Source organism: Hoeflea marina, assembly GCF_003182275.1.
Lineage (GTDB): Bacteria > Pseudomonadota > Alphaproteobacteria > Rhizobiales > Rhizobiaceae > Hoeflea > Hoeflea marina.
Window position 1 is genome coordinate 338550 of the sequence record NZ_QGTR01000005.1, and the last position, 15384, is coordinate 353933.

Annotated in this window: 12 protein-coding genes and 2 tRNA genes; 4 read left to right on the forward strand and 10 right to left on the reverse strand. The window is 65.4% G+C overall.

Translation table 11 applies throughout. The annotated features are described in order from the left end of the window. Positions 1-186: 186 nt before the first annotated feature. The 8 genes from rsfS to DFR52_RS19930 form a co-directional block, all read right to left on the reverse strand. A complete protein-coding gene (rsfS, locus tag DFR52_RS19895; protein ID WP_110033763.1) occupies positions 187-675 on the reverse strand; it encodes a ribosome silencing factor in 489 nt (162 codons plus the stop codon). Positions 676-690: 15 nt separating this feature from the next. Continuing rightward, the gene (locus DFR52_RS19900; RefSeq protein WP_110033794.1) at positions 691-1281 is read right to left on the reverse strand and encodes a nicotinate-nucleotide adenylyltransferase; all 591 of its coding nucleotides are present in this window, start codon (positions 1279-1281) and stop codon (positions 691-693) included. Between the two features lie 43 nt (positions 1282-1324). Then, on the reverse strand, positions 1325-2608 hold the full coding sequence (locus DFR52_RS19905; RefSeq protein ID WP_110033764.1) for a glutamate-5-semialdehyde dehydrogenase: 1284 nt from the start codon (positions 2606-2608) through the stop codon (positions 1325-1327). A gap of 80 nt (positions 2609-2688) precedes the next feature. Continuing rightward, complete coding sequence (gene proB / locus DFR52_RS19910; RefSeq protein WP_110033765.1) at positions 2689-3831, reverse strand: glutamate 5-kinase; 1143 nt, start codon at positions 3829-3831, stop codon at positions 2689-2691. A gap of 2 nt (positions 3832-3833) precedes the next feature. Continuing rightward, positions 3834-4910 carry a GTPase ObgE gene (obgE, locus tag DFR52_RS19915; RefSeq protein ID WP_110033766.1) on the reverse strand — a complete coding sequence of 359 codons (1077 nt, stop codon included), beginning with the start codon at positions 4908-4910 and terminating at the stop codon, positions 3834-3836. A gap of 175 nt (positions 4911-5085) precedes the next feature. Next, positions 5086-5721 (reverse strand): GNAT family N-acetyltransferase, encoded by a 636-nt coding sequence (locus DFR52_RS19920; RefSeq protein WP_110033767.1) that lies wholly within the window; start codon positions 5719-5721, stop codon positions 5086-5088. Between the two features lie 132 nt (positions 5722-5853). Beyond that, positions 5854-6123 (reverse strand): 50S ribosomal protein L27, encoded by a 270-nt coding sequence (rpmA, locus tag DFR52_RS19925; protein ID WP_110033768.1) that lies wholly within the window; start codon positions 6121-6123, stop codon positions 5854-5856. A gap of 78 nt (positions 6124-6201) precedes the next feature. Next, positions 6202-6807 (reverse strand): 50S ribosomal protein L21, encoded by a 606-nt coding sequence (locus DFR52_RS19930; protein ID WP_110033769.1) that lies wholly within the window; start codon positions 6805-6807, stop codon positions 6202-6204. 403 nt (positions 6808-7210) lie between these two features. Here DFR52_RS19930 and DFR52_RS19935 point away from each other — a divergent pair. Next, positions 7211-7300: transfer RNA gene (locus DFR52_RS19935), tRNA-Ser, on the forward strand. A 174-nt stretch (positions 7301-7474) separates the two neighbouring features. On the opposite strand, the gene DFR52_RS19940 is transcribed toward DFR52_RS19935, so the two are convergent. Together DFR52_RS19940 and DFR52_RS19945 are read right to left on the reverse strand one after the other, a co-directional pair. Then, positions 7475-8071 carry an invasion associated locus B family protein gene (locus DFR52_RS19940; protein WP_110033770.1) on the reverse strand — a complete coding sequence of 199 codons (597 nt, stop codon included), beginning with the start codon at positions 8069-8071 and terminating at the stop codon, positions 7475-7477. Further along, positions 8068-8763 (reverse strand): YadA-like family protein, encoded by a 696-nt coding sequence (locus tag DFR52_RS19945; protein WP_158285003.1) that lies wholly within the window; start codon positions 8761-8763, stop codon positions 8068-8070. Before DFR52_RS19945 ends, DFR52_RS19940 begins: the two co-directional genes overlap by 4 nt. A gap of 266 nt (positions 8764-9029) precedes the next feature. Here DFR52_RS19945 and DFR52_RS19950 point away from each other — a divergent pair. From DFR52_RS19950 to DFR52_RS19960, 3 genes are all read left to right on the forward strand, one after another. Next, a tRNA-OTHER gene (locus DFR52_RS19950) sits at positions 9030-9118 on the forward strand. 503 nt (positions 9119-9621) lie between these two features. Then, on the forward strand, positions 9622-11019 hold the full coding sequence (locus DFR52_RS19955) for a TolC family protein (protein WP_110033772.1): 1398 nt from the start codon (positions 9622-9624) through the stop codon (positions 11017-11019). 633 nt (positions 11020-11652) lie between these two features. Continuing rightward, positions 11653-15384, forward strand: a 3732-nt coding sequence (locus tag DFR52_RS19960) for a beta strand repeat-containing protein (RefSeq protein ID WP_170132316.1), incomplete at its 3' end; no start/stop codon positions are given.

The following is a 15384-nucleotide window of genomic DNA, read 5'->3' on the forward strand; positions in this document are numbered from 1 at the left end:
GATGCTCGAGCCATTGCCGTCGCCTTTCTTCGGCCGGCGCCTGTCCTTCGGGCGCGGCGCGGGGGATGGTGCTGAATGCCGGGCGTCGGAGTCCCGCGCGCCTCCGGTGGAACACACAGGGCCGCTTCCACGCCTCCATCCGGAGCACCTGCCCGGTCGGGCGGTTCCGCCCGGGCATCGAGTGCTCTAGTGCAGCTTCTCCTCCTCGATCTCGGGGGTCTGCCACATCTTTTCGATGTTGTAGAAATCCCTGATCTCGGGTCGGAAGATATGAATGATGACATCGCCCGAGTCGATCAGGACCCAGTCGCCATTGCTCAGGCCCTCGACGCGGGGAATGCCGAAACCGGCGTCCTTGATGTCGCTGATCAACCTGTCGCAGACGGCGGCGACATGACGGCTCGAGCGTCCCGATGCCACCACCATGTGATCGCCGAGTGCCGATTTGCCCTGAATGTCGATGAAAACGATGTCTTCCGCCTTGGAGTCCGCGAGGCTTTCGCGGACGACGTGAAGCTGACGAAGAGCGGCTTGGACGCCACGATCCGCAGCCTGGGAGAATGCACTTGCGGTGATTCTCTTTGCTGGTGCTGTTCTCAGGGTCGTTCCTTTCCTAATCCGAACAGTCAAATTGCCGTCGCGCTCGGTGCGTCGACGCACCCATAGAATTGGCATGCCCGCCGAGTCTTTTCAAGATGTGGCGGCGGCATCGCGGATGGCGCTCGAGGACAGCGACGAGCGCGGGCCGTGGATGAAGGTCCAGGCCGGGGCCTTGCGGCGCGCCAGCACGCCCGCATCCTCCTCGTCGATGCGGGCGTGGCCGTAGGCCTTGGCCATCTTCGCCGACAGATAGGACAGGGTCGATCCGGGGCGGTCGATGACGGCGATCGGGAAGGTTTCGGCGATGCCGCGCCAGTCCTGCCAGTGGTGGAAGCTGGCGAGATTGTCGGCGCCCATGATCCAGACGAAATTGACGCCCGGATTGCGCGCCTTCACATAGGCGAGCGTCCTGGCGGTGAAGCGCAGCTTCTGCGGCGCCTCGAAGGCGGTGACCTTGATGCGCGGATCGGGCGCGATCTCGCGGCTCCACCGCACCCGGTCGGCCAGCGGCGCCAGGCCGGAATGGTCCTTGAGCGGATTGCCCGGCGTGACGATCCACCACAGCTGGTCGAGCCGGAGGCGCCGCAGCGCGATTTCGGAGACCAGCGTGTGGCCGGGATGCGGCGGATTGAACGAGCCGCCGAACAGGCCGACCGACATGCCCTTCTCGACATGCGGCATGCGCAGATAGTCCGCCTGGTGGGCGAGGGGCGTGGCGGTCAAATCAGGGCCTGACCTGACCCGTGCCGTGCACGCGGTATTTGAACGAGGTCAGCTGCTCGACCCCGACAGGGCCGCGGGCATGCATCTTGCCGGTGGCGATGCCGATCTCGGCGCCCATGCCGAACTCGCCGCCGTCGGCGAACTGGGTCGAGGCGTTGTGCAGGAGGATGGCCGAATCGATCTCGTTGAAGAAGCGCGCCACCACGCCGGCGTCCTCGGCGATCACCGCCTCGGTGTGGTTGGAGGAATGGCGCGCGATGTGCGCAATGGCGCCGGAAATGCCGTCGACGAGCTTCGCAGAGATGATGGCGTCGAGATATTCGGTGCGCCAATCCTCCTCGCGGGCTTCGACCGCGCCGTCAAACAGCGCCCTGACCGCCTCGTCACCGCGGATCTCGCAGCCGGCGGCGGCGAGATCGTCGAGCAGGAAGCGCGCCAGCGCGGGATCGGCCGCCCGGTCGATGAGCAGCGTTTCGGCCGCGCCGCAGATGCCGGTGCGGCGCATCTTCGAATTGACCACCAGCGCGCGCGCCATGGCCGGATCGGCCGACGCATCGACATAGACGTGGCAGAGGCCCTCGAGATGGGCGAAGACCGGAACCCTGGCGTCGGACTGGACGCGGGCCACCAGGCTCTTGCCGCCGCGCGGCACGATGACGTCGATGGCGCCGCCGAGGCCGGTGAGCATTTCGCCGACGGCGGCGCGGTCGGCGACCGGCACGATCTGGATGGCGTCGGCGGGCAGGCCGGCCGCCTCCAGGCCCTCCACCAGGCAGGCATGGATGGCGCGCGACGAATTGAGCGAATCCGACCCGCCGCGCAGGATGACGGCATTGCCGGCCTTCAGGCACAGCGCGCCGGCATCGGCGGTGACGTTGGGGCGGCTTTCATAGATGACGCCGATGACGCCGAGCGGCGTGCGCACCCGCTCGATCCGGAGCCCGTTGGGCCGGTCCCAGGCGGCGATCACCTCGCCCACCGGATCCTTGAGCCCGGCGATCGCGCCGACCCCCTCGATCATCGCGGCGACGCGGCCGGCATCGAGCCTGAGCCGGTCGCGCTGGGCGGCCGCCATGCCCGATGTCGCGGCATTGTCCATGTCGATGGCGTTGGCGGCGAGAATGGCGTCGGTGGAGCGCGACAGCGCCTCGGCCATCGCCATGAGCGCCCGGTTCTTGGCCTCCGCGCCGGCCACGGCCAGCGGTCGGGCGGCGGCGCGGGCGCGCGCGCCCATGTCGGCCATCATGGCGGCTATGTCGTGCCGGGCACTGGTCTTCTCAAGCATGGTCCATCCCCCCGAATGAGGTCACCGGTTGTCATACGCAATCGCGCGCAAGCCGTAAAGCTTGCCGCGGCGCCCGGGCCTCAGCCCTCCGATCCCTTGCCGGAGGTGATGACGAGATCATCCCGGTGGATCATCGCCGCCCGTCCGGCATAGCCGAGGATGGCGACGATCTCCGCGGACTTGCGGCCGGCGATGCGGCGCGCCTCCTCGGCGTCATAGCTCGACAACCCGCGGGCGATCTCGCGTCCGCCGGCGTCGCAGACCGAAACCGGGTCGCCGCGGTGGAAGTCGCCGCTGACGGTGCGGATGCCGGCGGGCAGCAGGCTCTTGCCCGAGCGCAGCGCCTTTTCCGCGCCGGCGTCGATGGCCAGCCGGCCGGCGGGCTCGAGCTGACCGGCGATCCAGGTCTTGCGCGCCGTCACCGGCGTACCCGAGGGCGCAAACCAGGACGACCGGGCGCCGTTGTCGATGGCCGAGAGCGGATTGTCGATCTTGCCCGAGGCGATGATCATGGCGCAGCCGGCGCCGGTGGCGATGCGGCCGGCGTCGATCTTGGTCTTCATGCCGCCGCGCGACAGCTCCGATCCGGCGCCGCCGGCCATGGCCTCGATCTCGGGGGTGATGGCGGCGATGGTGTCGAGGAAGCGGGCCTGCGGGTCCTGCGCCGGCGGCGCGGTGTAGAGGCCGTCGATGTCCGACAGCAGCACCAAGAGGTCGGCGCCGGCCATGGTGGCCACGCGCGCGGCCAGCCGGTCATTGTCGCCATAGCGGATTTCGCTGGTGGCCACCGTATCGTTCTCGTTGATCACCGGCACCGCGCCGCGGCGCATCAGTTCGCCGAGCGTGGCGCGCGCATTGAGATAGCGGCGGCGCTCCTCGGTGTCGCCGAGGGTGAGCAGGATCTGGCCGGCGACGATGCCGTGCTGCGACAGCCCGGCCGACCAGGCATGCGCCAGCGCGATCTGGCCGACGGCGGCGGCGGCCTGGCTCTCCTCAAGCTTGAGCGGCGCCGTGCCGAGACCGAGCACCGTCCTGCCCATGGCGATGGCGCCCGAGGAGACCACCATCACCTCGGCGCCGGCGGCGCGCAGCGCCGCAACATCGGCGCAGAGCGAATCGAGCCAGCCGCGCTTGAGGCCGGTGGCGCGGTCGACCAGCAGGGCCGAGCCGATCTTGATGACGATCCGCCGGTGGGCGGAGACGGCTTTGCGCGTGGCTGTCATGGTCAGTCGTCCGAATGCAGGTCCGGGCGGTGATCGGGCAGGTCCGGCCGCTCCGGTTCCGGCTCGACGATGTCCTCGCCCTTGGCGGAGCGGTCGGCGACGATGATGTCCCTGAGCTCGCGCAGCGCCCCGGTCATGCCCTCGTTGGTCACCGCCGAGAGTTCCAGCGGCGTGCGGCCGCAGGCCTTCTTCAGCGCCTTGACCTTGTCGCGGCGGGTCTTGGCGTCGAGGATGTCGACCTGCGACAGCGCAACGATCTCCGGCTTCTCGGCGATGCCGTGGCCATAGGCCTCGAGCTCGTGGCGGACGGTGGTGTAGGCCTTGCCGACATCCTCCTCCAGCGCCGAGACCAGATGCATCAGCACCCGCGTGCGCTCGACATGGCCGAGGAAACGGTCGCCGATGCCGACGCCCTCATGGGCGCCCTCGATCAGGCCGGGAATGTCGGCGAGCACGATTTCGCGGCCGTCGATGCTGGCGACGCCGAGATTGGGATGCAGCGTGGTGAAGGGATAGTTGGCGATCTTCGGCCGCGCCCGGGTCACCGTGGCGAGGAAGGTCGACTTGCCGGCATTGGGAAGGCCCACGAGCCCGGCGTCGGCGATCAGCTTGAGCCGCAGCCAGACTTCCTTTTCCTGGCCCTCGAGGCCTGGATTGGCCCGCCGCGGCGCCTGGTTGGTGGCGGTCTTGAAATGGGCGTTGCCGAAGCCGCCATTGCCGCCGGCGGCGAGCCGGTAGCGCTGCCCGACCTTGGTCAGGTCGCATATCAGCGTCTCGTTGTCCTCCTCGAACACCTGGGTGCCGGCCGGCACCTTCATGGTGACGCTGTCGCCGTTGGCGCCGGTGCGGTTGCGGCCCATGCCGTGGACGCCAGTCTTGCCCTTGAAATGCTGCTGGAAGCGGTAGTCGATCAGCGTGTTGAGGCCGTCGACCGCCTCGATCCAGACGTCGCCGCCGCGGCCGCCGTCGCCGCCGTCGGGTCCGCCGAATTCGATGTACTTCTCGCGCCGGAACGAGACCGCGCCTGCGCCGCCGTCGCCGGAGCGGATGTGAACCTTGGTTTCGTCGAGAAACTTCATTGCTCTGCCAATTCTTAAGGGGCCGTCAGGCCGAAGTCGGGCCGGGCGATGTCGCGCATCGATAGCGGCAGAGACCCGGGAGGTCAAAGCCTTTGGCGCCGATCGCCCGGATTGCGGGTCTTTCGGGGTCGAATCGGGCCCGCCGGGGCCCGATTCGGGGATCATGCCGGACCGGTCAGGCTCTTGCCGCCCGGCCTGCCCCGGCCGACCAGCCGATCAGCGACACCCAGGTCTTGCGGTCGAGCCGGAACCATTCCATCGCCACCGAGGCGCCGAGCGCCAGCACCGGCACCATCTCTGAGCCCTGGAACTGAAAGCCGCTCTTCTGCAGCACCCGCCGCGAGGCCGGGTTGGTGACCCGGCAGCGGGCATCGATATGGCTGATGTCGCGGGTCCGGAAGGCCATGTCGACAAGCGCGTGCGCCGCCTCCGTGGCAAGGCCCCCGCCCCAGAACGGCTCGCCGACCCAGTAGCCGAGCTCCAGCGCGGCGCTGCCCGCCCGTGCCTGCAGCGCACAGCAGCCGACGAAGCGGCCGCTCTGGGCCTCGGTCATGGCGTAGACGCAATTGCCATTCTCGCGGATCGCGGATTTTCGCACGAACTCCACCGCGTCCACGGCGGTGTAGGGATGCGGCATGCGCGAGACCATGGTGGCAATGGCCGGATTGTTCGCAAGAATGGCAATGGCGTCGATGTCCTCGACGTGGGGGGCCCTCAGGACCATCTGGTCGGTGAGCAGGATCGGACAGTCGGCGCTGAGCCCGTCCCGGGGTGCTCTGATGCCGTCGGCGGGCGTCTGGTCTGGTCTCATGTCGGTCACTCCGTTTGAATTGAACAGAAAAGGGGAGATGGTGATCCCATCTCCCCTGTCTGATCCGGAGTTCCGGTAGACGCCGATGTCTCGGCCGGGTCGATGAGACGCCGGCCTGACTATCGGGACCGGCTATTCTGCGGCTTCGGCTTTCGCCACCACGGACACATAGGTGCGTCCGTTGGACTTGGTGCGGAAGTTGACGTTGCCCGGCATGGTGGCGAAGATCGTGTGATCCTTGCCGAGACCGACATTGGTCCCCGGGTGCCACTTGGTTCCGCGCTGACGCAGGATGATGTTGCCGGAAATCACGGCTTCGCCGCCGAACTTCTTCACGCCGAGGCGCTTGGATTCGGAATCACGACCGTTGCGCGATGAACCGCCAGCTTTTTTGTGTGCCATGGGTCTGCTCCTTTTTCGTCGATCTGGACGAGATGCTGTCTGGCGGCCTGGGCCGCCCGGGCCCTGACGGGCGGTTGATTACTTGGCGAGGGCCTTGGCCTGTTCACGCCAGTCGGAAATCTGGTCGGCGCTGAACGGCATGGCTTCGTCGATGCGGGCGATGTCGGCGTCGCTGAGCGCTGCGATCTGGGCAAAGGTGGTGATGCCCTGCTCGTTGAGCTGGCCGGCCGCGACCGGGCCGATGCCCTTGATCGTGGTCAGGTCGTCGCCCTTGCCCTTGGGCGCCTTGAACAGCGGTGCGGCGGCTGCGGGAGCCTCTGCATCTGCTTTGGCGGCCTTCGGCGCTGCGTCCTTCTTGGCCGGCTTCTGACCTGCGGCCAGGATCTCGGTGATCCGGACGGTGGTGTGATGCTGGCGATGGCCGCGGGTGCGCTTGGAATTCTGGCGGCGGCGCTTCTTGAAGGCGATGACCTTGCGGGCGCGGCTGTGGTCCACCACTTCGGCGATGACGGTTGCGCCTTCGACAAAGGGTGCGCCGATGGCTGCATCGGCGCCTTCGCCGATCATCATGACTTCGGTGAAGCGGATCGTGTCGCCGGCTTCGCCTGCCAGCTTCTCGAGGGTGAGGACGTCTTCAGCGACAACGCGGTACTGCTTGCCACCGGTCTTAATGACTGCGAACATCTTTTGTCCTTTCGTGTTCGGTCCGGCTTTGCCCTTGCGGGAGGCCGTCTTTTTGCCAGTCGGAATAATCGGTTCCCCGTCTGGACGGGGGCCGGGTGAAATTCTTGACACGCGCCGGAATGAGCCGTCTGCAATCCAAGAACGACGGGCGCGGAATTCCCCACGCCACAACGGCACGCGAAATACGTCACAAGCACACGGGAGTCAAGCCGTTGTGTCGGCTCTGCCCGCATCGGCCCCGGGTCGGAGGCGGATTTGCCCGGCCTTCGCGCCAGCCGCGGACGGATCCGGCACACAGGATCGGCCGGGATCGACGGGATGGATGCAACTTACCGCTTGTGCAAAGGCGCCCGCCCGGTTTATAGAGCGCCCGCACGCTGTGAAAAGCGGCACCACGGTTCGCGGAGAGGTGGCAGAGTGGTTGAATGCACCGCACTCGAAATGCGGCATGCCTGCAAGGGCATCGGGGGTTCAAATCCCTCCCTCTCCGCCATTCATTCCCACATGATAGACCCTTGAAAGAAAACACCTCGCGGCTGCGCGAGCGGTGTCGTCCGCGATTGTCGTCGCTGGCATGTCCAGACGAAGCGAATGTCACCTCGTCGCAGGGCGATGCGCCAATCTGGAACTGGGAGCCCTTCTGCGCTTCAGCGAAAAGAGACGCGCTCTATGTCTTGGCGTCAAAGCGCAGGGCTTGAAGGGTGAGTATCGCATTGTAGGCGGCGGTGAAGCCGAACAGCGACAGATCGAGCGTCACAAGCTTTCCACTGGTCAGAACGAAGCTGATTTGGGCCGCACGGCCATTTTGCATCAGACCGAGCACCTTTTCCCCAATGGCCATCGTCGTATAGAGCCCGTTTTCGTCGCTTCTCTGCAAGGGCAGCTTGAACACTTCGCCGTTGTCGATTCGCAGGCCGATCACCGCGTTCAGCGCCAGGCCGTGCGGAAAATGCAGCTTGATGACCGAGTCCGGATTGTCGAGGGAGCCCTTCGGCACGATCTCTGCGTCCAGCAGAACCTGGCTGCCGCCTTGTACGACCAATTGCTGGCGCAACACGCATCCAAGCCGCTTTCCCGCGTCGACCGGGCGGCAGTCCACGTCCCAGACGAAGGCATCCGGCGCCACCGGAGCCGGCTCATCGCCTGGCGCGGCGCTGAGTTGGGCAGGCGCAACTTTCGGATCGGCCGCATCTTCGGCCAGGGACGGTGACGGCATCACCGCCATGCAGGCCAGCACCAGCAATCTGAAGGCGACGTGATTCACCAGGCGAAGCCAAGTCCCACTCTGCCGCCCACCACATTGCTGGACTGGGCATAGCCAAGACCGCCATTGAACGTGACGTGGTCATTGACCCGCAACCCCACGGACGCCCCGAAGGCGCCCGCGCCGTCGAAGAAGCCGTAATTGACGTTGATCGCCGCATTCTGATTTTCCAGCAGCTGTGCCGAACCGCCGAGCGCGATCGCCATGGCAACGCCGTCCTTGTTCCTGGCGACCTGCGCGCCGACCGAGGAATATTGATTTTCGAGCGAGGTCAGACGACCTTCGTGATCGTCCAGGGTCACCTGCTGGGCGGCGATGCTGTTCGTGTTTGTCAGAATTGCCGCCGTATTCGTCGAGATGTTTGCGGTGTTGGTGAGGACCTGCGGCGCCGTCGTCGCGTCGGAGCCGGGGATTATATTGGTGCAGCCGGTGTCGGCGACCGCGCAGATCTTGAAAAGGGTCTGTCCTGCGGTCTGGTCGACAATCGCGAAATAATTCTCGCCCCCGCTCACGTTCGAGTTGACCTGAATCTCCCAGTCGTTTGCCGGAAAGGCACCGACACTGGTGTCGTTGAAGAAGATGCGGGTGTTGTTTTCAGACAGGACGACGGTGCCGAAACCGAAAGCGTAATCATTGGTGCAATCCAGGCCGATGCAGGCACTCCCCTGGACGATCAGGTCGTCCGCGATCACCTGGTCGGCGCGCGCCGCAAGGGCCGATCCCGCAAGAAGCAGCACCCCCATCCCGATTGTCGTGACACTGTAACCGATCCCAGACGTCGCCATTCCAAATCCCCCAACAAGAATTTCTGTTTGTCTGTCATGTTCCCGAAAAAGTCAAACCAGGCTTCAGCTGCGGATGATGTGAGGGTTGCCCATGCGCCGGGCATCAGGCGCAATACCGCCCCTACCGCTTTATGGGAGCGCCTCACGCTTTAAAAGCGGTGACCACGGTTCGCGGAGAGGTGGCAGAGTGGTTGAATGCATCGCACTCGAATGCGGCATGCCTGCAAGGGCATCGGGGGTTCAAATCCCTCCCTCTCCGCCAAAGTCTTTTATCTCATTTCATAATCTCGCGTTCGGCGCGGTGTAGCCATCAATCGAACCAACTCTTCGCATGGCCTTGCCGACTAAAACTGGTGCTGTTTCGAGAATGTTTCGCCCGTTGTCGATTTCGGACATGATCAGCTTTCTGGTTTCCCGGATGGCATTGTGTTCGGCCACCACCGTATAGACACGGACGTGAGTGCAACATGTCAGAAGTGTAAATATCCGTGTTTGGGAACGGCATCGCAAACGCCGCCTGTCCAAAGCCCCTCGACGCTCCTCAATATGAGGGCGAACACATGGTTTGCCCAAACCAGGTCCTCCGCTCGGAGAGCCGCCCTCAGCACCTGAGAAGAGGCGATGATCTAAACCATTGTCTGGGAACATGAATCTGAACCGGACGTGGTGCCTGCTCGCGACGTCGCTCCCCGGCACTGTCCGAATATCTGCCCGGCCGCCTAAAAATCCGACTTAAAGTTAATCGCGAATTAAGGTTAACAAACCATGTTGCCGGATCTGGGCGGCGCTATGCCGTTGGATTGGATCAAATGTGAGTGCGTCGGCATGGCTACAAATCTCCGGGCTGTCTGGGTGCTCGCCGGCGTGGTGGGGGCGTGCCTGCTGTCCGCCTGTGCGACCGCTCCGTCGAGGCAGGCGGCAGTTGCAGATGACACGGCGCTGCCCGGAACTGCGGGGCTTCGGATCGCCACGTCGCATCCAAGTGTGCTGGCAGCCGGCGAGCGCCTGGCGCAGGCGCGAGAGAAGGAGACGATCGCGCGTGCCGACGTGTTGCCGGAAGTCAACCTGACTGCCTCGGAAACTGCCTATGCCGGGGACCTCACGACCTCGACTGCCCGTACAAACGGTCACAATCTGGGTGCATCGGTTTCGCTGTCGCTCTCGAAGGCCCTTGCCGGCGTCCATGGGGCGCGGGCGGCTGGATATGCGACACAGGCTGAAACCGAGGCGGTGCGCCGATCCGTCGATCGGACCATCGTCGAGCTTGCCATGGAGAAAGCGGGCCTCGAACGGGCGTTGAAGACCGAGAAGATCAGGTCCGAGCACCGCAAGCAGCTCGCCGCATTTTTCAACCGGCAGGAGCGCCGCTTCGGCGCGGGAGAAGTCTCGGCTACCGAACTTCAGGTCATACGAGCGCGGGTCAAGTTTGTCGAAAGCGAATTGGTGCGCATTCGATCAGAGGCGGCATTCCATCGTGCCAGGCTTCATGCGCTTGCTGGCGCTATCGAGGTCAGTGAGGTCGATCTCGTTGACCTTGCAGGTTTCGTGCCTGCGACCGAGCGGCAGGCCACGGCCATCGCCGTGGCTCGCAACCCGGCTCTGCGAGAGGCCGAATGGCGCCAGAACGCTGCATCCCAAAACGTGTCCAGGGCCGAGAAGAGTCTGCTGCCCGACATCTCGGTTTCATTCAACACGGTCGAGAGCAGCACGAGCTACACGGACAATTCCTCGGCTTCCGGCAACGGCACAAATGTTCGGGTGGATCTCAGAGTGCCACTTTTTGACGGCGGACGTCGGCTGGCCGAGCTCAGCATCGAGAAATCCCGGCTGCGGGAGCAGGCCTACACCACGCAGGCTCAAAGGCGGTCCACCGAATCCGACATCAGCGGCCAGTGGCAGGGCGTGATGGCAGCAAGGGAAATGCTGTCACTGGCCGGCAGCCGGGTCGAAAGAAACAGGCGCGCGCTTTCCGGGACCCTGGAAGGCGAAAGCGTCGGTGCGCGATCTGTCGACCAGGTTCTCGATGCCTATGAAAACCTCGCGGACGCACAGATCGCGCTCATCGATGCGCAAGCCCAGGTCACGGTGCGGAGCCACGAGCTGCTGGCAACGCTGGGCTTGCTGAGCGAGGCCTATCGCACCAAGCCGCGCGGCCACTCATAAGTTGCCGTGCAAGTCAGGCTTTCGGTAAGTGTTTGCCCGTAGGTTCGCCGCAGACCATGAGGTGCACTGATGAGCAAAGACCGCAATCAAGATTCCCCGTCCGCCCGGGCAGGTGGCGACGGCAGTGGACGAGTTGCGGACCCTTCCCGGCCACTGAAGAATTTCCAGACAGCGGGCACCATCGACCCGAGCAATGCGAACGCCAGCGCAAGCGGCACGGCGGCTGCCGCAGGCAGTTTGTCGCTGTTCTTCGCGTTCGACGATGGAACTGCGCAGGACATCTTCCACGGTGACGGTACGGCCATTGCTCAGCAGGAACCCGAAAAACGTGATCTGCGCGGGGACCACACGCCGGAGAGCGGCAGCAATGACGAATTTGCCACCTTTCCCCGCTCTGAGGCGAGTGGCACCATCCATCCGGAACCGAGTCATCCGGAACGCCTTGCATTGACACCCGGGTCGGACGACCCGGTCAATGCGGCAGCCACGCCAGGGCCGGGCAACACGCAGGCACGGAATTCCGCCTCACCTGAAGGGGAGTTTGCCTTAGGTCAGACAGCACCGCCAGACCCGAATGGATCCCCATCCGACCCGGTGGGCACCACCGCGCCCATCGTTCCTGTCGATGCTGGATTGGAATCCCGCATCAATCTCCATGCAATCTCGGCTGTCACGGACACTGATGCAGGCACGAACACGCTGGCCGAGGATGCTGCTGCAGGCACGGCCGTCGGCATCGTGGCCCACGCCGCCGATGCCGATGCGACCGGCAATGGGGTGAGCTACTCCATCGATGACGCCCGCTTCGCGGTCGATGCCGACGGCACCGTGCGTGTCGCCTCAGGTGCGGCCTTCGACCACGAGACCGAGGCGTCGATCGACATCGTCGTCACGGCCACCTCCGAGGACGGCTCGACATCGACGCAAACCTTCACGCTGGCCGTCACCGACGTCAACGAGGCCCCCGTCTCCGCTGTCTCCGACAGTGACGCCGCAAGCAACACTGTCGACGAGAATGCCGCCATCGGCACCTTGGTCGGCATCACCGCCTTTGCCTCCGATCCGGACGGCACGGCAACCGTCAGCTACAGCCTCTCCGACGATGCCGGCGGCCGCTTTGCCATCGATGCCGCCACCGGCGAGGTCACCGTGGCGGGTCCGCTCGACCGCGAGACGGCTGCCGGCTACACCATCCAGGTCACCGCCACCTCCAGCGACGGCTCCACCTCGGTCGCCAGCTACACCATCGCGCTCGACGATCTCGATGAGTTCGACATCTCGGCGGTCACGGACACTGATGCTGGCGCGAACACGCTGGCAGAGAACGCTGCATCAGGCACGGTCGTCGGCATCGTGGCACACGCCGCCGATGCCGATACCACCAATTCGACGGTGACCTATTCGGTCGACGACGACCGCTTCGCGGTCGATGCCGACGGCACGGTGCGGGTCGCCGCGGGTGCGGCCTTCGACCACGAGACCGAGACCTCGATCTCCATCACAGTGACGGCCACTTCCGCCGATGGCTCGAGCTCCGGCCAGGGCTTTGTGCTGGCTGTCAGCGACGTCAACGAAGCGGCGGTCTCTGCAATCTCCGACAGTGATGCCGCCGCCAATTCCGTCGACGAGAATGCCGTCATCGGCACATCCGTCGGCGTCACCGCCTTCGCCAGCGATGTCGACGGCACCGCGACGGTGAGCTATTCGCTCTCCGACGATGCCGGCGGCCGCTTTGCCATCGATGCCGCCACCGGCGAGGTCACCGTCGCAGGTCCCCTCGACCGTGAGCTTGCCGCAAGCCATACCATCGAGGTCACGGCCACCTCCAGCGACGGCTCCACCTCGGTCGCCAGCTACACCATAGCGCTCAACGATCTCGATGAGTTCGACATCTCGGCTGTCACGGACACTGATGCTGGCGCGAACACGCTGGCCGAGAACGCTGCATCAGGCACGGTCGTCGGCATCGTGGCACACGCCGCCGATGCCGATACCACCGGCAATGGGGTGAGCTACTCCATCGATGACGCCCGCTTTGCGGTCGATGCCGACGGCACCGTCCGCGTCGCCGCGGGAGCAGGCTTCGATTACGAGACAGAAGCCTCGATCGACATCGTCGTCACGGCAACGTCTCAGGACGGCTCGACATCGACGCAAACCTTCACGCTGGCCGTCACCGACGTCAACGAAGCGGCGGTCTCCGCTGTCTCCGACAGTGACGTCGCCGCCAATTCCGTCGATGAGAATGCCGCCATCGGCACCTTGGTCGGCGTCACCGCCTTTGCAAGCGATACGGACGGCACCGCGACGGTGAGCTATTCGCTCTCCGACGATGCCGGCGGCCGCTTTGCCATCGATGCCGCCACCGGCGAGGTCACCGTGGCGGGTCCGCTCGACCGCGAGACGGCTGCCGGCTACGCCATCCAGGTCACCGCCACCTCGACTGACGGCTCCACCTCGGTCGCCAGCTACACCATCGCGCTCAACGATCTCGATGAGTTCGCCGTGAGCCCGGTCAGCGATACGGACGGGGCAACCGACAGCCTGGCCGAGGATGCTGCTGAAGGAACCGCAGTGGGTATCGTCGCTTTTGCGGTCGATGCCGATGCCACCACCAATGGTGTGAGCTACTCCGTTGACGATGCCCGTTTCACCGTCGATGCCGACGGCACCGTCCGCGTCGCCGCGGGAGCAGGCTTCGATTACGAGACAGAAGCCTCGATCGACATCGTCGTCACGGCAACGTCTCAGGACGGCTCGACATCGACCCAGGGATTTGCACTTGCCGTCACCGACGTCAACGAAGCGGCGGTCTCCGCCGTCTCCGACAGTGACGCCGCCTCCAATTCCGTCGACGAGAATGCCGCCATCGGCACCTCGGTCGGCGTCACCGCCTTCGCCTCCGATCCGGACGGCACCGCAACCGTCAGCTACAGACTCTCCGACGATGCCGGCGGCCGCTTTGCCATCGATGCCGCCACCGGCGAGGTCACCGTCGCAGGTCCCCTCGACCGTGAGCTTGCCGCAAGCCATACCATCGAGGTCACGGCCACCTCCAGCGACGGCTCCACCTCGGTCGCCGCCTATGCCATCGCGCTCAACGATGTGAACGAGTTCGCCGTGAGCGCGGTCAGCGACACGGATGCGTCCGCCAACGGCCTGGCGGAGAACGCTGCATCAGGCACGGCCGTCGGCATCGTTGCCCATGCCTCCGACCTGGATGCCACCAATTCGACGGTGACCTATTCGGTCGACGACGACCGCTTCGCGGTCGATGCCGACGGCACGGTGCGGGTCGCCGCGGGTGCGGCCTTCGACCACGAGACCGAGGCCTCGATCTCCATCACAGTGACGGCCACTTCCGCCGATGGCTCGAGCTCCGGCCAGGGCTTTGTGCTGGCTGTCAGCGACGTCAACGAGGCCCCGGTCTCCGCTGTCTCTGACAATGATGCTGCTGCGAACGCCGTCGACGAGAATGCCGTGATAGGTTCGTCGGTGGGCGTCACCGCCTTCGCCTCCGATCCGGACGGCACCGCGACGGTGAGCTACAGACTCTCCGACGATGCCGGCGGCCGCTTTGCCATCGATGCCGCCACCGGCGAGGTCACCGTGGCGGGTCCGCTCGACCGCGAGACGGCTGCCGGCTACACAATCCAGGTCACCGCCACCTCCAGCGACGGCTCCACCTCGGTTGCCAGCTACACCATCGCGCTCAACGATCTCGATGAGTTCGACATATCGGCGGTAACGGACACGGACGCGGCAACCGACAGCCTGGCCGAGGATGCTGCTGCAGGCACCGCCGTCGGCATCGTTGCCCATGCCTCCGACCTGGATGCCACCAATTCGACAGTGACCTACTCCGTCAACGACGCCCGCTTTGCGGTCGATGCCGACGGCACGGTGCGGGTCGCCGCGGGGGCAGGCTTCGATTACGAGACGGAAGCCTCGATCGACATCGTCGTCAAGGCAACGTCTCAGGACGGCTCGACATCGACGCAGACCTTCACGCTGGCCGTCACCGACGTCAACGAGGCCCCGGTCTCCGCCGTATCCGACAGTGACGCCGCCGCCAATTCCGTCGATGAGAATGCCGCCATCGGCACCTTGGTCGGCGTCACCGCCCTTGCCTCCGATCCGGACGGCACCGCGACGGTGAGCTATTCGCTCTCCGACGATGCCGGCGGCCGCTTTGCCATCGATGAAGCGACCGGCGTGGTCACGGTGGCGGGTCCGCTCGACCGCGAGACGGCTGCCGGCTACACAATCCAGGTCACCGCCACCTCCAGCGACGGCTCCACCTCGGTTGCCGGCCACACCATCGCGCTCAACGATGTGAACGAATTCGCTGTCTCGGCTGTCACG